Source organism: Kitasatospora sp. McL0602 (genome assembly GCF_052076145.1).
GTDB lineage: Bacteria > Actinomycetota > Actinomycetes > Streptomycetales > Streptomycetaceae > Kitasatospora.
This window is the reverse complement of the sequence record NZ_CP197246.1, coordinates 5,148,235-5,166,021: the sequence shown is the minus strand read 5'-3', so window position 1 is coordinate 5,166,021 and position 17,787 is coordinate 5,148,235. Positions and strand designations below refer to the sequence as shown.

The 17,787-nt window shown below is 68.6% G+C and carries 13 protein-coding genes and 2 rRNA genes; 2 read left to right on the top strand and 13 right to left on the bottom strand.

Going from position 1 to position 17,787, the window contains the following annotated elements; all coding sequences use genetic code 11:
• Nucleotides 1-7: 7 nt before the first annotated feature.
• The 5 genes from ACR68M_RS23515 to ACR68M_RS23495 form a co-directional block, all read right to left on the bottom strand.
• On the bottom strand, nt 8-439 hold the full coding sequence (locus ACR68M_RS23515; protein ID WP_441246085.1) for a fic family toxin-antitoxin system, toxin component: 432 nt from the start codon (nt 437-439) through the stop codon (nt 8-10).
• Complete coding sequence (locus ACR68M_RS23510; protein ID WP_441246084.1) at nt 436-678, bottom strand: toxin-antitoxin system HicB family antitoxin; 243 nt, start codon at nt 676-678, stop codon at nt 436-438. Before ACR68M_RS23510 ends, ACR68M_RS23515 begins: the two co-directional genes overlap by 4 nt.
• Nucleotides 679-848: 170 nt before the next feature.
• A complete protein-coding gene (locus ACR68M_RS23505) occupies nt 849-2,111 on the bottom strand; it encodes a hypothetical protein (protein WP_441246083.1) in 1,263 nt (420 codons plus the stop codon).
• Nucleotides 2,112-2,189: 78 nt separating this feature from the next.
• The gene (locus ACR68M_RS23500) at nt 2,190-3,530 is read right to left on the bottom strand and encodes a class I SAM-dependent RNA methyltransferase (protein WP_441251694.1); all 1,341 of its coding nucleotides are present in this window, start codon (nt 3,528-3,530) and stop codon (nt 2,190-2,192) included.
• Nucleotides 3,531-3,901: 371 nt separating this feature from the next.
• A complete protein-coding gene (locus ACR68M_RS23495) occupies nt 3,902-5,968 on the bottom strand; it encodes an APC family permease (protein ID WP_441251693.1) in 2,067 nt (688 codons plus the stop codon).
• A gap of 248 nt (nt 5,969-6,216) precedes the next feature.
• Here ACR68M_RS23495 and ACR68M_RS23490 point away from each other — a divergent pair, with 248 nt between their 5' ends.
• Nucleotides 6,217-6,885, top strand: a complete 669-nt coding sequence (locus tag ACR68M_RS23490; protein ID WP_441246082.1) for a potassium channel family protein — start codon at nt 6,217-6,219, stop codon at nt 6,883-6,885.
• Complete coding sequence (locus ACR68M_RS23485) at nt 6,885-7,556, top strand: potassium channel family protein (protein WP_441246081.1); 672 nt, start codon at nt 6,885-6,887, stop codon at nt 7,554-7,556. The genes ACR68M_RS23490 and ACR68M_RS23485 overlap by 1 nt, the downstream gene beginning before the upstream one ends.
• A 68-nt stretch (nt 7,557-7,624) precedes the next feature.
• Here the strand turns inward: ACR68M_RS23485 and ACR68M_RS23480 are convergent, their stop codons facing one another.
• The 8 genes from ACR68M_RS23480 to ACR68M_RS23445 form a co-directional block, all read right to left on the bottom strand.
• A complete protein-coding gene (locus ACR68M_RS23480; protein WP_441246080.1) occupies nt 7,625-8,416 on the bottom strand; it encodes a DUF3159 domain-containing protein in 792 nt (263 codons plus the stop codon).
• A 2-nt stretch (nt 8,417-8,418) separates the two neighbouring features.
• Nucleotides 8,419-8,823: an OB-fold nucleic acid binding domain-containing protein gene (locus ACR68M_RS23475; protein WP_441246079.1), complete on the bottom strand. Its 405-nt coding sequence runs from the start codon at nt 8,821-8,823 to the stop codon at nt 8,419-8,421.
• Between the two features lie 54 nt (nt 8,824-8,877).
• On the bottom strand, nt 8,878-9,558 hold the full coding sequence (locus ACR68M_RS23470; RefSeq protein WP_441246078.1) for a response regulator: 681 nt from the start codon (nt 9,556-9,558) through the stop codon (nt 8,878-8,880).
• Nucleotides 9,555-12,152: an ATP-binding protein gene (locus ACR68M_RS23465; protein ID WP_441246077.1), complete on the bottom strand. Its 2,598-nt coding sequence runs from the start codon at nt 12,150-12,152 to the stop codon at nt 9,555-9,557. The genes ACR68M_RS23470 and ACR68M_RS23465 overlap by 4 nt, the downstream gene beginning before the upstream one ends.
• Nucleotides 12,153-12,498: 346 nt before the next feature.
• Entirely contained in the window at nt 12,499-13,404 is a 906-nt protein-coding gene (locus ACR68M_RS23460; protein WP_441246076.1) for a hypothetical protein, read from the bottom strand.
• Entirely contained in the window at nt 13,397-14,056 is a 660-nt protein-coding gene (locus ACR68M_RS23455) for a SigE family RNA polymerase sigma factor (protein WP_441246075.1), read from the bottom strand. The genes ACR68M_RS23460 and ACR68M_RS23455 overlap by 8 nt, the downstream gene beginning before the upstream one ends.
• A 136-nt stretch (nt 14,057-14,192) precedes the next feature.
• Nucleotides 14,193-14,309: ribosomal RNA gene (gene rrf, locus ACR68M_RS23450) — 5S ribosomal RNA — on the bottom strand.
• 83 nt (nt 14,310-14,392) lie between these two features.
• Nucleotides 14,393-17,515: ribosomal RNA gene (locus tag ACR68M_RS23445) — 23S ribosomal RNA — on the bottom strand.
• Nucleotides 17,516-17,787: the final 272 nt, after the last annotated feature.

The window sequence follows — 17,787 nt, the reverse complement described above, 5'->3', positions numbered from 1 at the left end:
AGCGTAGCTACTCGGACTCGCCCTCCTCCCCGTCGTCCTCGCCGCTGACGCCTTCCCCCTCCGGCTCGTCGACCACCCAGGTGGCCAGCCGTTCGGCCACTCCGCCGACGCCGAGCTTGCCCTCGCGGATGGCGCGGGCCAGGCTGCGGACCTCGCGGGCGGTGGTGGCGACGGAGCAGCCGCTCGCCGACAGGTAGGCGTAGGCGACGGCGGTGGCGTAGAGCTCGTTGTTGCGCTCCAGCGCGGGGACGCGGATCAGCTGGTGCATCAGCGCCGCCGCACGGTCCTGCGGCTCGGGGTAGACGGCGATGTCGAAGATGTCGGCCTGGTGCCGGGCCACGCCCGCCAACAGCGATCCGTAGTCGGTGACCTGGGGATCACCCGGGGTGTACTGCTCGGCTGTCATGAGCAGCCAGGAGAGGTCGACCTCAAGCTTCAACGGCGCACGTCCTGCAGCTCGGCCTGCCCGCGCTCGCCGAACTCGGCGAGGAACGCCGTCTCGTACTCCTTCATGAACTGCGCGGCCTTCTCGACGAACAGCCGCCCCGCCTCGCCCATGTCCTGCTGGACGAGCCGTTCGATGTACTGGTTCATGCTGATCCCCTGCTGCTCCGCCCGCTCACGGGCCATCTCGGCGGTGGTGGCGTCCACCCGGACATTCAGCTGCTTCTTGGCCATACCTCAAGCTAGCGCCAAGGTGCTAGCACAACAAGGGCGCATTCAGGACTCGCCGCGCTCTCCCCCTCCGCGCCCCGCCCCTCACCCGTCCCTGCTGCGTACGCCCATACCCAGTGCACGGCGAAAAATGGCCCCTCGGCCCGGAGTAGTCGCGCCCAAGGCTTCCGAAGCTAGTGCCGGTCCCCGTCGATCCGGCCGGTGACTGCCAGCGCGGTGGGCCGCAGCTCGCGCAGGCGCTGTGTCAGGGCCAGCAGCGCGAGCCCCAGGTACACGTAGGCGAGGACCAGCCGGGCGTTCTCCCCGGGCAGCGCGAACTGGACGGCGAAGAGGCCGAAGAGCAGCCCTGCCTTCCAGGGCAGGAACCGCAGGTCCAGCAGCAGCACCACCGCCAGCACGGTCTGGGCCGCCGTCAGCATGACCTCGTCCACCTGACGCTCCACCAGCGGGAGCGACCACGCACCGCCGCCCGCCGCGTAGGCCAGCGGCAGACAGCCGACCAGCAGCGTCCACTGGTTGACCTTGCTGGAGAGCAGCGCCCCGAGGCCGTCGTCGCCGCGCAGCCGCCAGGCGAAGACCACCGCGACGATCAGCTCCGGTGCCTCCGAGGCCAGCGGAGCGAGCCACTGCACCAGCAGGAACCGGTCGATGCCGAGCGAGGCGCCGGCGTCCACCAGCGAGGTCGCGAAGGGCTCGGCGCAGGCGAAGACCACCCCGGCCGCGAGCACGAAGACCCCGACGGTGGTCGCCCTGCGCCGGGTCACCGGGAGCTGGGCCAATCGGGCGGGCACCCCGACCAGCTCCTCCTCGTCCGTCTCGCTGCACCGCCCGATCCGGTACAGGTAGTAGCCGTACCAGGCGATCAGCAGCACGGCCACCAGCCAGGAGATCTCCCGGCTCAGCGGCATCACGAAGGCGAAGAGCGCGGCCGCCCCCAGGAAGGCCACGTCGATCCGCCGGTGCTCGCGCAGCACCACCCCCGGCCGCACCCCGGCGCGGCGCGCGGCGAAGTAGGCCGCCAGCGCCACCAGCGGCCAGCCGACACCGACCAGCAGCCGGTTCGCGCCGGTCATGTTGGCCGCGGCATAGGCGGCGTACTCCGGCCTGCTGCCCGCCGTGTACGCGAAGTACAGGTCGACGGCGTACTCCGGCAGCACCGCGATGAACGCCAGCAGCGCCAGCGCCAGCGGGCCGGCGATGTCAGCCCGTGCCGTCTCGGCGGCCCACATCAGCAGCAGCGCGGCCGCCAGCACGCCGACCCCGTAGACGGCCATCCCCGGCACCGGCGAAAGGTGCACACCGGCCAACCGGAGCACCACCGCCGGAGCCGCCCCGGCGCATGCGGCGCCCAGCCTCAGCGCCGTCACCCCCGCCCCGGGCGGCTCGGCCGACGGGGCGTCGGCCTCCAGGGTCCTGACCTCGGGCGTTGCGCTCATCAGCCATCCTCGGAAGCCACCTGCACGTACCAGGAGGCTAGGTCGGCGAGGAGCGCAACGCCCGTACTGCTAGACCGATCAGGCCCCCGCGACCGGCTCCAGGATGGCCACGCACTCGAAGTGGTGGGTCATCGGGAAGAGGTCGAAGGCCCGCAGCGAGACCGGCCGGTAGCCGTGCTCGCGGAAGAAGGCCAGGTCACGGGAGAGCGCGGCCGGGTCGCAGGCGACGTACGCGATCCGGCGGGCCGAGAGCCCGGCCAGGTGGCGGACGGTCTCGCGACCGGCCCCCGCGCGCGGCGGGTCGAGCACGATCAGATCGGTCGACTCGATCCCGGTACGCGGGAGCAGCGTCTCGACCTTGTCGCACTCGATCCGGACGTTCTCCAGCGCCGCCAGGTTGTGGCGCGCGTCGACGACGGCCTGCTTGCTGGACTCGATGCCGAGCACGGCACCGTCCTCGCCGACCAGGTCGGCCAGCGCCCCGGCGAAGAGACCGACACCGCAGTACAGGTCGAGCGCGTTCTCGCCCCACTGGGCGTCCAGACCGTCCACGACGGCCTGCACGAGGGTGTCGGGCGCCTCCGGGTGGATCTGCCAGAAGCCGCCGTTGCTGACCCGCCAGGTGCGGCCGGCCGCCCGCTCACGGACGAAGGTGCGGCCGTGCACCTGGTGGTAGTTGTCCTGGTCGTCGATCCGGGAGATCGAGACCGGCTTGTCGAGCTCCACCAGCGGCAGCTGCTCGCCGGGCATCGGCGTGAGCACGAGCTGACGGTCCGAGGAGCCGGAGGAGGCGATCACCTCGACGGTGCTCAGGCCCGTCCAGTCACGGCCCTCCAGCCCCAGCTCGGCGATGCCCTCGGAGGCGATCAGGCACCCGTCGACCAGCTGGAGGTCGTGCGAGCGGTGCTTGCGCAGGCCGACCCGCCCGGTCTCCTGGTCGACCGTGTACTGGACGCGGCTGCGCCAGCGCGGCACCTCGCCCGCCGGGAGCTTCTCGCCGACCGGCTCGACACTGCCGTCCCAGCCCGCCTCGGCGGGGGTGAGCCCGGCCAGCTTGGCGAGCTGCTCGGTGAGCACCTGGCCCTTGAGCTTGCGCTGGCCGCCCGGGGTGACGTGCTGCCAGTCGCAGCCGCCGCACTTGCCAGGGCCCGAGAACGGGCAGGGCGCGGCGATCCGGTCCTTGGACGGGGTGAGGATCTCCACCGCGTCGGCCCGCAGGAAGCGCGACTGCGTGGTGCCCTCGGTGACCTGTGCGATCACCCGCTCGCCCGGCAGCGTGTGCCGGACGAACAGCACCCGGCCCTCGTGCCGCGCCACGCAGTGCCCGCCGCCGTGCGCGACCGGGCCGACCTCGACCTCGTACCGCTCGCCGACCAGCGGGTCACCGGCGGCCACCCGGGGGGCCGACGGCGTCCGCAGCGCCTTGGGCGGGCGCACGGCCTGCTTGCGCGCGGCCGGCTTCCGCCCACCGCCCTTGCCGGCTTCGCCCGCCCGGTTCGCGTCACCGCCCGCGGGGGCGGCCTTCCGGCCGGGCGCGGCCTTCTTCGCCGCGGCGCCCTGCTTCACCGACGCGGCCTGCTTGGCGACCGCCGCGGGCGGCGGCGGGGAGGACTCGCCGGGGGCCAGCGGAGCGGTCTGCGCCGTGTAGCCGTCCCGGTCGGTGGCCTCCGGACGGACGGGCTTGGCCCCCCACCTCATGCGGACGACCTGACCCGGCTTGGAGCCGGACTTGCCCGACTTCGCGCCGGACTTGCCCGACTTGCCGGAGGAGCGGGGCGGGGTGTTGCGGCTCACGAGGATGCGTCCTTGCTGCGGGGGTCGGTGACTTCGGAGGATGCGGAGCCGGCGGTGGCCGAGGGCCTGTTCTGCTGCCTGGGCTCACCACGCCGGACGGCGCCGGGGGCGGACCAGGCCTTCTGCGGCTTGCGCCGCTCGGAGGACTCCAACTGCCAGGGTACGGAAGTCACCATCACCCCGGGCTTGAAGAGCAGGCGGCCCTTGAGCCGCAGCGCGCTCTGGTTGTGCAGAAGGTGCTCGTACCAGTGCCCCACCACGTACTCGGGGATGTACACCGACACGACGTCGCGCGGGCTGCTGCGCCGCAGGTTCTTGACGTAGTCGAGCACCGGCCCGGTGATCTCGCGGTACGGCGAGTCGAGGGCCTTCAGCGGCACCTCGATGCCGCGCTCGTCCCACTCCGCGCGCAGCGCCGCCGTGTCCGCCGGGTCGACGTTGACGGTGACGGCCTCCAGCGTGTGGGCGCGGGCCAGCCGGGCGTACGCGAGCGCCCGCAGGGCCGGCTTGTGCAGCTTGGAGACCAGCACGATGGCGTGCACCCGGGTGGGCAGCACGACGTCGTCCGGCTCCTCGGCGGCGACCAGCTCGGCGGAGACGCGGTCGTAGTGGCGGCGGATCGCCTTCATCATCACGAAGAGCACCACCATGGTGGCGATCGCGATCCAGGCGTGGCTGATCTTGGTGACCAGCACCACGATCAGCACGGCGGCCGTCATGACCAGGCCGAAGGTGTTGATCGCCCGGCTGCGCTGCATGTGGGCGCGCTTCTTCGGGTCCGTCTCGGTGCGCAACAGGCGCGTCCAGTGCCGGATCATGCCCGACTGGCTCATGTTGAACGAGACGAAGACACCGACGATGTACAGCTGGATCAGCCGGTTCGGGTCGGCGCCGAAGGCGATGATGAACAGGATCGCGGCGAGGGCCAGCAGGATGATGCCGTTGGAGAAGGCGAGCCGGTCGCCACGGGTGTGCAGCTGACGCGGCAGGTACCGGTCCTGGGCGAGAATCGAGCCGAGCACGGGGAAGCCGTTGAAGGCGGTGTTCGCGGCCAGCACCAGGATCAGGCCGGTCACGGCGGCGATGAAGTAGAAGCCGGGCGTGAAGTTGGAGAAGACGGCCTCGCTGATCTGCGCCAGCGCGGTCTTCTGGTGGTAGCCGGCGGGGGCACCGACGAGCTGCTCCACCGGGTTCTCGGCCATCTGGGTGCCGGTGAGGTGGGCCAGGTAGATGATGCCCATGAACATCACGACGGCGATGCTCGCCATCATCAGCAGCGTGGTCGCCGCGTTCTTGCTCTTGGGCTTGCGGAAGGCGGGCACGCCGTTGCTGATCGCCTCGACACCGGTCAGCGCGGCGCAGCCGGAGGAGAACGCCTTGAGCAGCAGGAAGACCAGCGCGAAGCCGGCCAGCGAGCTGTTGCCGGGGGTGGCCTCCAGATGGAAGCCTGCGCTCTCGGCGTGCATGTCCGTCCCGAAGACGAAGTGCCGGACGATGCCGTAGAGCACCATGCCGAGCACACCGGCCATGAAGGCGTACGTGGGCACGGCGAACGCGCTGCCGGACTCCCGGACACCGCGCAGGTTCATGCCCATCAGGATGACCACGAGAGTGACGGACAGGCCCATCTCGTGGCCGCGCAGCGAGGGCACGGCGGAGACGACGTTCGCCACCCCGGAGGTGGTGGAGACCGCCACGGTGAGGATGTAGTCGACCGCCAGGGCGCTGGCGACCACCAGACCGGAGTTCGCCCCGTGGTTGACGGTGGCGACCTCGTAGTCGCCGCCGCCACTGGGGTAGGCATGCACGTTCTGCCGGTACGACGCGACCACTGCGAGCATCACGATGGCGACGACGACGCCGATCTGCCAGGAGAAGTGGATCGCGGAGGCCCCGGCCAGCGAAAGGGTGAGGAGGATCTCCTCGGGGGCGTAGGCCACGGACGACAGGGCGTCGGAGGCGAAGACGGGCAGCGCGATCCGCTTCGGCAGGAGCGTCTCCCCCAGCTTGTCGCTGTGGAGCGCGCGCCCGATCAGGATGCGTTTCGGAAGGTCGGCAGGCATAGGCACGTTAAGGAATCGTAGAGGCTGTTTATCTCGCCGCCGACCTCTGCGACCACCTTCGTCGAGACTGCGTTCGGTGGGTCGGCTAGCGTGTCGGATGATGAGCTTGCGGGCAACACCCTTGTTGCCCCGCCACACCGGCCCGAAGATGTGGCTCGTACATCACCCCGGCACCCCGGGGTGTGGAAGGAAGACGAACGGTGTTTGCGCAGGTCATGACCCCGACGGATTGGGTGAGGTAGCGTCCCGTGCACATCGTCATCATGGGGTGCGGACGCGTGGGTTCGGCCCTCGCGAGAGCGCTCGAGAAACATGGTCACTCGGTCGCCGTCGTCGACCAGGACCCGACGGCCTTCCGCCGGCTGGGTGCCGGATTCAACGGCCGCCGGGTCACGGGTGTCGGCTTCGACCAGGACACCCTGAGGGAAGCCGGCATCGAGGAGGCCGGTGCCTTCGCCGCCGTCAGCAGCGGCGACAACTCCAACATCATCGCCGCGCGGGTGGCCCGGGAGAACTTCGGCGTCGAACACGTCGCGGCCCGGATCTACGACCCCCGCCGCGCCGAGGTGTACCAGCGGCTCGGCATCCCGACCGTCGCCACCGTCCGCTGGACGGCCGACCAGATGCTCCGCCGCCTGCTGCCCAGCGGCGCCGAGCCGCTCTGGCAGGACCCGAGCGGCAGCGTGCAGATGGCCGAGGTGGCGTACGCGCCGTCCTGGATCGGCCACAAGCTGAGCGCGCTGGAGGAGGCGTCGGGTGCGCGGGTCGCATTCCTCACCCGGCTGGGCGAGGGCATGCTGCCCACGCCACAGATGGTGGTGCAGGAGGGCGATCTGGTGCACGTGACGCTGCGGCGCACGGACCAGGCGGCCGTCGAGGCGGCCTTCGCCCGGGGCCCGCAGGAGGATGAGCACTGATGCGAGTCGCAATTGCCGGAGCCGGTGCCGTCGGCCGCTCGATCGCGGGTGAGCTGCTGGAGAACGGCCACGAGGTCCTCCTGATAGACAAGAACCCGAACTCCATCTCGGTGGAGCGGGTGCCGATGGCGGAGTGGCTGCTCGCCGACGCCTGCGAGATCACCTCGCTGGACGAGGCCGCGCTCCAGCGCTGCCACGTGGTGATCGCCGCGACGGGCGACGACAAGGTCAACCTGGTCGTCTCGCTGCTGGCCAAGACCGAGTACGGCGTCCCCCGGGTGGTCGCCCGGGTGAACAACCCGAAGAACGAGTGGCTGTTCAACGAGTCCTGGGGCGTCGACGTCGCGGTCTCCACGCCGCGCCTGATGTCGGCCCTGGTCGAGGAGGCCGTCAGCGTCGGCGATCTCGTCCGCCTGATGCGCTTCAGCCAGGGCAACGCCAACCTGGTCGAGCTGACCCTCGCGGCCGACACCGAGCTGGTCGGCACCCGCGTCGGAGACGTCGAGTGGCCGCCCGACACCGCGCTGGTGACGATCATCCGCGAGGGCCGCGTCCTCGTCCCGGGCAAGGACGACACCCTGGAGGGCGGCGACGAGCTGCTCTTCGTCGCCGCCCAGGAGCGCGAGGAGGAGCTGGAGGACCTGCTCTCGGCGGTCTCCGGCGCGCAGTAGCCCGTGCACGTGCGTGAGGGCCGTACCCGGCTTTCCCGGGTACGGCCCTCACGCACGTGCGGTGCTGGTCAGTCCTCGACCGGCGCCTTGATGGGCGGCGGCGCCTTGAGCAGGATCCGCCAGGTGACGTACATCGCCAGGACGAGCGCCGGGATGCCGAGCGCCGTCTTGAGCCAGCCGAGCAGCGTGGTGTCGCCGGTGAAGTACAGCGGGAAGAGGATCACCGGCTTGATGCCCATGATCACCACCCAGGCCCAGGTCGCCTTGGTGTACGCCTTCAGGCGGCCGGGGTTCTCCGTCCGCCAGGTGAACATCTCGCCCGTGACGGGGCCGAGCATCAGGCCCACCAGCGGCCAGCGGACGACCGCCGAGATCGCGAGCGCGAGGCAGTAGGCGACGTTGTAGAGCAGGCCGGGCAGGTAGAAGTTCTCCGCCTTGCCGGTCTTCATCGAGATCCAGGCGCCGATCGCCACCCCGAAGACGCCGCTGAAGGCGTGCTGGATGGTCTCCCGGCGCAGCAGCCGGATCACCACGAAGACCGCGCTCAGGCCGAGCGCGGCCCAGGCGGCGGTGGAGACCTGGTGGGTGATGTTGAAGGTCAGGATGAAGACCAGACCGGGCAGGGTCATGTCGACCATGCCGCGGATGCCGCCGAACGCCTTCATGATGCTGTCGGCCGCCTCCCGGGAGGCGGCGGCCTCACGGGCCGCGATCTCCTCGGCGGTCTCCTCAGCGGTCGCTTCGCCGGGCCCGGCCGCCGTCACGGCGGTCAGGGCCTGCTCGACACTGGCTTCGAGGTAGCGGTCGTCGCCGGGTACGGCGGTGCGGGCGGCGGGGTCGCCGCCTGGCAGGTTGGTCACGCTCACTCGCTCCCGTGTCCGGCCGGACGCAGTTCGTAGCGGGGGTTGAAGAGCACGCGGCGCCCACGTGCAAGGCCGATCCGACCACTCGCGATCAGGCGGCGGCCCGGCTCGATGCCGACGATCGAACGGCGGCCGAGCCAGACCACGTCCAGCGCCTCGCTGCCGTCGAAGAGCTCGGCCTCCAGGGCCGGGACTCCGGCCCGGGGCCGGAGCGTCACCGTCCGAAGGGTGCCCGCCACGGTGACCAGCTGTCGGTCCCCGCAACTGGCGATCGGAGTGCAGCCCGACTCCGCGGTGTCCTGGCGCAGTTCCTCGGCCTGGAGCTCCTCGGCGGAGGAGGTCAGGCGGTTGAACATGCGGCGGAAGCGGCCCTGCGGCTGGTCGCTGCTGTTGTCACCGTTCATGCCCGAAGGGTACCGGTTCCGCACCTCCCGACGGCAGGGCCGGGCGGCCCCGCCTCACGCCTCGAAGCGGTACCCCATGCCCGGTTCGGTGATGAAGTGGCGCGGGTGCGAGGGGTCGGCCTCCAGCTTGCGGCGCAGCTGCGCCAGGTAAACCCGCAGGTAGTTGGTCTCCGTGCGGTACGCCGGGCCCCACACCTCCTGGAGCAGCTGGGTCTGACTGACGAGCCGCCCGGCGTTGCGGACGAGCACCTCCAGCAGGTGCCACTCGGTCGGCGTGAGGCGGACGTCGGCACCCTCCCGGTTGACCTTCTTCGCCGCCAGGTCGACGGTGAAGCTGTCGGTCACCACCACCGAGTCGCCCTCGCCCGCGACGGGCTCGGCCCGGCGGACGGCGGCCCGCATCCGGGCGAGCAGCTCGTCCATGCCGAACGGCTTGGTCACGTAGTCGTCGGCGCCCGCGTCCAGGGCCTCGACCTTCTCGTCCGAGGCGTGCCGGGCGGAGAGCACGATGATCGGCACCCGCGTCCAGCCGCGCAGCCCCCTGATCACCTCGACACCGTCCATGTCCGGCAGGCCGAGGTCCAGCACGACCACGTCGGGGTGCCGGGCGGCGGCCAGCTCCAGCGCACTGGCACCGTCGTGCGCCGCGTCCACCTCGTACTTGCGGGCCTTGAGGTTGATCACCAGGGCGCGGACGATCTGCGGTTCGTCGTCCACGACGAGGACCCGGGTCATACGGGTTCCGCCTTTCGGGTTGATGCGTTCTGCGCCGTGCTCTGCGCTGCGCTCTGCACGGCTTCGGGCAGGTCGACGGCGGGCAGGGTGACGACCATGGTGAGCCCGCCACCGGGGGTGTCCTCGGCGGCGACGGTGCCGCCCATCGCCTCGACGAAGCCCCGGGCCACCGCCAGCCCCAGGCCGACACCGGCCCCGCGCGGGGCGTCGCCGTAGCGCTGGAACGGCGCGAAGATCCGCTCCTTGGCGTCCTCCGGCACACCCGGGCCACGGTCCACGATCCGCAGCTCGACCCGGCCGGGGGCGCCCGGTGGGTGCAGCGCATCGGCCTTGACCAGGACTCTCACGCCGTCCGGGCTGTACTTGACGGCGTTCTCGATCAAGTTCGCGAGCGAGCGCTCCAGCAGCCCCGCATCGGCGTGGATCATCGGCAGCGTCTCCGGCACGTCCAGCCGGACGGCCTCCAGCGGCACCCCGCCCAGCGCGTACGGGACGACCTCGTCGAGGTCCGTCTCCTGGATCAGCGGGGTCACGGTGCCGGTCTGGAGGCGGCTCATGTCCAGCAGGTTGTTGATCAGGTGGTCGAGCCGGTCAGCGCCGTTCTCGATGCCCTCCAGCAGCTCGGCCTCGTCCGCCTCGTCCCACTCGACGTCGTCGGACCTGAGCGAGCTGACGGCCGCCTTGATCCCGGCCAGCGGGGTCCGCAGGTCGTGCGAGACGGCGGCGAGCAGAGCAGTACGGATGCGGTTGCCCTCGGCCTCCCGGCGCGCGGCGGCGGCCTCCCCGGCCAGCCGGCGGCGCTCCAGCAGCACGGCGGCCTGCGCGCCGAAGGCGCCCAGCAGCCGCCGGTCCTCGGCCGGCAGCACCCGGCCACGCAGCACCAGCGCGAGGTTCTCCCCCACCGGCACGTCCACGTCGCCGTCCTCCGGCCGCTCCGGCGGCTGCGGGCCGCCCGAGGCCGCGCAGCGCCACGGCGCGTGCTCGTCGGCTCGCTCCAGCAGGGCCGCCGAATCCTGCTGGAAGGTCTCCCGCACCTGATCGAGCAGCGCGGTCAGCAGGCCGTCACCACTCGGCACACCGCGCAGCACCGTGCCCGCCAGCGCGCTCAGGGTCTGCGCCTCGGCCTGGCTGCGGGCCGCCTGGTGGGTGCGGCGGGCCGCCAGGTCGACGACCGAGGCCACCGAGATCCCGACGGCGGTGAAGATCGCAACGGCGAGGATGTTCTGCGGCGCCGAGATCGTGAAGGTGTGGAGCGGCGGGGTGAAGTAGTAGTTCAGCGTCGCCGAGCCGACCAGAGCCGAAGCCACGGCCGGGAAGAGCCCGCCGACCAGCGCCGCGCACACCGTCACCGACAGGAAGAGCAGCATGTCCGTGGAGAGGCCCAGCCCGTGCAGCTCGGTCAGCAGCACCGCGAGCAGCGGCGGCCCCGCGACACCGATCAGCCAACCCGCCACCGCACGCGGCCGCCCGAGGTCGGTGACCTTGCGGATCGGGATGCGGCCCCGCCCCTTGGCGGCGTGCTCATGGGTGACGATGTGCACGTCGATGTCGCCCGAGTCCCGGGTCACCGTCGCACTGACGCCGGGCCCGTAGATGTACTGCCAGGCGCGGCGGCGGCTGCTGCCCAGCACGATCTGGGTCGCGTTGACCCCTCGGGCGAAGTCCAGCAGCGCCGCCGCCGGGTCGTCGCCGAGGACGGTGTGGAAGCTGCCGCCCAGGCCCTCCAGCAGCGCCCGCTGCTCGATCAGGCTCTGCGGCGAACCGGCGCCGGTCAGCCCGTCCGAGCGGGCGATGTGCACGGCGAGCACCTCGCCGCCGGAGCCCCGGTCCGCGATCCTGGCCGCCCGGCGGATCAGCGTGGCACCCTCGGGCCCACCCGTCAGACCCACCACGATCCGCTCACGCGCCTGCCAGGTGCCCTCGATGCCCTGCTCGGCCCGGTAACGCTGGAGGTACTCGTCCACCCGGTCGGCCGTCCAGAGCAGCGCGAGCTCGCGCAGCGCCGTCAGATTGCCGGGGCGGAAGTAGTTGGAGAGCGCCGCGTCGATCTTCTCCGGCGCATAGACGTTGCCGTGCGCCAACCGTCGCCGCAGGGCCTGCGGCGACATGTCGACCAGCTCGATCTGGTCCGCCCGGCGGACCACCTCGTCCGGCACGGTCTCGCGCTGGCGGACACCCGTGATGCCCTCCACCACGTCCCCGAGCGACTCCAGATGCTGGATGTTGACGGTGGAGACGACGTCGATGCCCGCAGCGAGCAGATCCTCGACATCCTCCCAACGCTTGGCGTGCCGACAGCCCGGGACGTTGGTGTGCGCCAGCTCGTCCACCAGCACCACCGCCGGGGCCCGCTCCAGCACCGCGTCGAGATCCATCTCGGTGAACACCGCACCCCGGTGCGTCAGCTCCCGGCGCGGCACCGTCTCCAGACCTTCCGCCAACTCCGCCGTCAGCAACCGGTTGTGGTGCTCGACGAAGCCGACCACCACATCGGTGCCCCGGAGCAGCCGACGCTGCGCCTCCGCGAGCATGGCGTACGTCTTCCCGACCCCGGGGGCCGCCCCGAGGTAGATCCGCAGCCTGCCGCGTGCCATGCGCACCATTCTTGGTCCCGCCGAGGAGCACCGCCCCCCGGACACCTGTTCGCCGACTTCGAGACTACGGCCCAGTAGGCCGGATATCCCCTGATCAGAGCAGTGAGACGGCAGATTTAGCGGCATTTTGACGGGAGGTGGGCACCGACAGCGAAGATCCCCCACAGCCCGGGAGCCCGGCCGACGGGCTGCGGAGTCCCCTGTGCCCCGCAGAACGCACGACCACGCCCCCGGGCGCAGAGGCGATCTCGCATCATTGACGCTCGCGGGAGCCCTCAGGTTGCATGGAATTCAGGAAAACTTCCAGCTTTCTGGGAGACGGCTGTGAGTCACCCGTCCGCCGAGGTCACGGCCCCGGGCGGGCGGCCAACGCCGCAGCCGCGTCCCGGAAGGCACCCGCGACGTTCACCACGGCGGCCACCGTGCTCTCCTTCCGATGCACCAGCAGCACGACCAGGCGCTTCCCCACCACCCGGGCGGTCATCTCCTCGATCACCGGATCCGGGCCACGCCGCCGGACGGCAGCAGTGGCGGGCGTCTGGTCCTCCAACGTCCACCCGGCCCCGCTGGCGGTGCACTCCGCCCCGGTACGGAACAGCGCTCCCCCCGCGATCGCGGCCTGCTCACTGTCGAAGTCCAACACGTACTGACGTGCCGTCGCGGAGTGACCCGCCGTGTCGGCGTAGTCGAACTCCCACCGCTGCACCGCCCCCGAGAACTCCACCAGCCCCTGCCCGCACCCGGCGGCGAACGACGGGACGGACGGCGTGGCCGCCCAGCCCTCCACCTGGACCCACGGGCCGTACAGACCGTCCACCGTGGGCAACTGACCGGGCGACAGCAGCAGACCGAACGTCGACCGGTCCATCAACGAGCCCGGCGTCGGCCGCGCCTCACCCACCACCCCGGGCAGGCCCGACCCCAGGTCGGGCCCCGGCAGCTCCAGGACGGGCGACAGCGTCTGCTCCGCCGCCGCAGGTCCGACGCTCGACGTCCCGTCACCACCCCCACCGGGCAGCAGGGTCAGCCCCCAGAGCCCCGTGAACGCGAGTGCAGCCGCCACGAACCCGACCGCGCCGCGACGGCGCCTGCGCCGCCCGGCGGCACGCCGCATCACCGCGTCGGTCGCCGGCGCCCGCACACCGGTCGCCAGCTCGTCGCGCATGCTGCCGAACAGCTCCTCCAGTCTGGCGGTGCTGATGGTCGGGCGGTCAAGGTCGTCGTCCACGGTGATCGTCGTCCCCTCACGCATGAGCGTTCGCTGCCTTCGTCAACGCCGCCGCAGCCAGCGGTGCCTGCACCTGGGTCTGCTTCTGCGTCCGCGTCTTCGTCACTGGAGGCCCGGCCGCCCGCGACGGCTTCTCCTTCTCCGCCACCCCCGGCAGCACCTGGGTGTCCTCCACCACATCGACCTCGGGCTCCTCGCCCAACAGCAGCGCGAGCGCCTGCCGGCCCCGGTGCAGCCGCGCCTTCACCGTCCCGACCGGCACACCCTCCTCGGCAGCGATCTCCGCCACCGACCTGCCCCCCATGTGATGCAGCACCAACGCCGACCGCTGCGCCTCCGGCAGCCTCCGCAACGCCTCGACGAGGGCGACCGACTCCGGTCCCGGCCCCGGCACCGGGCTTCCGGGACCGTGCCGGACCCAACTTCGCACAGCCGTCCTGGTGCGCCGCCACCGGCTGATCGCGATCCGCTGCCCGGTCAGCCTGATCCACGCGACCGGGTTCTCGTACCTGCTGAGCTTGTCCCAGTGGTCCCAGGCGCGGACGAACGCCTCCTGGGCGGCATCCTGCGCCTCGCCCAGATCACCGGTCAGCGCATACAGATGCGCTACGAGGTGGCCGTAAGCCCCCTCGTAGAACGCCCGGTACTCGTCCTCTGCCCCACAATCCCCGCCCATGTCGGGCAGTGTGCCGTGGACCGGTCCACGAAGCAACCACTGCTCCCATGATCCCGCCAGGTCAGCCCTGATACCTCCGATCCCGGAAATGCGAAAGGCCCCCATCCGTTCCCGGATGAGGGCCTTCCTAAAGATTGTTCGGCGGCGTCCTACTCTCCCACAGGGTCCCCCCTGCAGTACCATCGGCGCTTTGAGGCTTAGCTTCCGGGTTCGGAATGTAACCGGGCGTTTCCCTCACGCTATGACCACCGAAACACTATGAAACCAGACGACCGCACCACCCCTGGCCAGGGATGGGGTCGTTGTTTCAGAACAACACAGTGGACGCGAGCAACTGAGGACAAGCCCTCGGCCTATTAGTACCGGTCAGCTCCACCCCTTACAGGGCTTCCACATCCGGCCTATCAACCCAGTCGTCTACTGGGAGCCTTACCCTCTCAAGGAGGTGGGAACATTCATCTCGAAGCAGGCTTCCCGCTTAGATGCTTTCAGCGGTTATCCCTCCCGAACGTAGCCAACCAGCCATGCCCTTGGCAGGACAACTGGCACACCAGAGGTTCGTCCGTCCCGGTCCTCTCGTACTAGGGACAGCCCTTCTCAATATTCCTACGCGCACAGCGGATAGGGACCGAACTGTCTCACGACGTTCTAAACCCAGCTCGCGTACCGCTTTAATGGGCGAACAGCCCAACCCTTGGGACCTACTCCAGCCCCAGGATGCGACGAGCCGACATCGAGGTGCCAAACCATCCCGTCGATATGGACTCTTGGGGAAGATCAGCCTGTTATCCCCGGGGTACCTTTTATCCGTTGAGCGACGGCGCTTCCACAAGCCACCGCCGGATCACTAGTCCCTGCTTTCGCACCTGCTCGACCCGTCGGTCTCACAGTCAAGCTCCCTTGTGCACTTACACTCAACACCTGATTGCCAACCAGGCTGAGGGAACCTTTGGGCGCCTCCGTTACTCTTTAGGAGGCAACCGCCCCAGTTAAACTACCCACCAGACACTGTCCCTGATCCGGATCACGGACCCAGGTTAGACATCCAGCACGACCAGAGTGGTATTTCAACGACGACTCCACAACAACTGGCGTTGCTGCTTCAAAGTCTCCCACCTATCCTACACAAGCCGAACCGAACACCAATATCAAGCTATAGTAAAGGTCCCGGGGTCTTTCCGTCCTGCTGCGCGAAACGAGCATCTTTACTCGTAATGCAATTTCACCGGGCCTATGGTTGAGACAGTCGAGAAGTCGTTACGCCATTCGTGCAGGTCGGAACTTACCCGACAAGGAATTTCGCTACCTTAGGATGGTTATAGTTACCACCGCCGTTTACTGGCGCTTAAGTTCTCAGCTTCGCCACACCGAAATGTGACTAACCGGTCCCCTTAACGTTCCAGCACCGGGCAGGCGTCAGTCCGTATACATCGCCTTACGGCTTCGCACGGACCTGTGTTTTTAGTAAACAGTCGCTTCTCGCTGGTCTCTGCGGCCGGCCCCAGCTCACCGAGTAAATCGGATCACCAGTTCCGGCCCCCCTTCTCCCGAAGTTACGGGGGCATTTTGCCGAGTTCCTTAACCATAGTTCACCCGAACGCCTCGGTATTCTCTACCTGACCACCTGAGTCGGTTTGGGGTACGGGCCGCCATGAAACTCGCTAGAGGCTTTTCTCGACAGCATAGGATCATCCACTTCACCACAATCGGCTCGGCATCAGGTCTCAGCCTTAATGAGTGACGGATTTGCCTATCACTCGGCCTACACCCTTACCCCGGGACAACCACCGCCCGGGTTGGACTACCTTCCTGCGTCACCCCATCGCTCACCTACTACCCTGTTGGGTCAGCGGCTCCACCACGTCCCATTGTCCGAAGACTCCGGGCCGGCTTCACGGCTTTAGCATTCAGAGGTTCGACGTTGGCGCTTCAAAGCGGGTACGGGAATATCAACCCGTTGTCCATCGACTACGCCTGTCGGCCTCGCCTTAGGTCCCGACTTACCCTGGGCAGATCAGCTTGACCCAGGAACCCTTGGTCAATCGGCGCAAGAGTTTCCCACTCTTGTATCGCTACTCATGCCTGCATTCTCACTCGTGAACCGTCCACAACTGGATTCCTCCGCTGCTTCACCCGGCACACGACGCTCCCCTACCCATCACAGCCCCCGTTGGGGGTATTGCTGCAATGACACGACTTCGGTGGTGTGCTTGAGCCCCGCTACATTGTCGGCGCGGAATCACTTGACCAGTGAGCTATTACGCACTCTTTCAAGGATGGCTGCTTCTAAGCCAACCTCCTGGTTGTCTCTGCGACTCCACATCCTTTCCCACTTAGCACACGCTTAGGGACCTTAGTCGGTGTTCTGGGCTGTTTCCCTCTCGACCATGGAGCTTATCCCCCACAGTCTCACTGCCACGCTCTCACTTACCGGCATTCGGAGTTTGGCTAAGGTCAGTAACCCGTTGAGGCCCATCGCCTATCCAGTGCTCTACCTCCGGCAAGAAACACGTGACGCTGCACCTAAATGCATTTCGGGGAGAACCAGCTATCACGGAGTTTGATTGGCCTTTCACCCCTAACCACAGGTCATCCCCCAGGTTTTCAACCCTGGTGGGTTCGGTCCTCCACACGGTCTTACCCGCGCTTCAACCTGCCCATGGCTAGATCACTCCGCTTCGGGTCTTGGGCGTGCAACTCACTCGCCCTATTCGGACTCGCTTTCGCTACGGCTACCCCACACGGGTTAACCTCGCTACACACCGCAAACTCGCAGGCTCATTCTTCAAAAGGCACGCAGTCACGAGACAGATGGGCAAGCCCACTGTCCGACGCTCCCACGGCTTGTAGGCACACGGTTTCAGGTACTATTTCACTCCGCTCCCGCGGTACTTTTCACCATTCCCTCACGGTACTATCCGCTATCGGTCACTAGGGAATATTTAGGCTTAGCGGGTGGTCCCGCCAGATTCACACGGGATTTCTCGGGCCCCGTGCTACTTGGGAGAAGCTCAAGCAAGCCGTACAGATTTCGTCTACGGGGGTCTTACCCTCTACGCCGGACCTTTCGCATGTCCTTCGACTACCCATACGGTTTCTGACTCGCCGACCGGCCGGCAGACCGATCAAGAACTTTCCCACGACCCCGCACTGGCAACCCCTGCCGGGTATCACACCAGAACGGTTTAGCCTCATCCGGTTTCGCTCGCCACTACTCCCGGAATCACGGTTGTTTTCTCTTCCTGAGGGTACTGAGATGTTTCACTTCCCCTCGTTCCCTCCACACACCCTATGTGTTCAGGTGCGGGTGACAGCCCATGACGACTGCCGGGTTCCCCCATTCGGAAACCCCCGGATCAAAGCCTGGTTGACGGCTCCCCGGGGACTATCGCGGCCTCCCACGTCCTTCATCGGTTCCTAGTGCCAAGGCATCCACCGTGCGCCCTTAAAAACTTGGCCACAGATGCTCGCGTCCACTGTGCAGTTCTCAAACAACGACCAGTCACCCACCCTCAGCACACCTTGCGGCACACCTCGAGTAGGACCGGCATCTCTGAAGCAACAACCACTTTCATGGCCGTTCCCTCAGGACCCAACAACGTGCCCGACACACCCGACCGATAACCCGTCTTCCACGCCCCGAAGGACAGTACTAACGGAACCAACCGTGTGTGCCGAATAGTCAACGTTCCACCCATGAGCAACCGTGCGAGACATTCGCTCGCATCCGG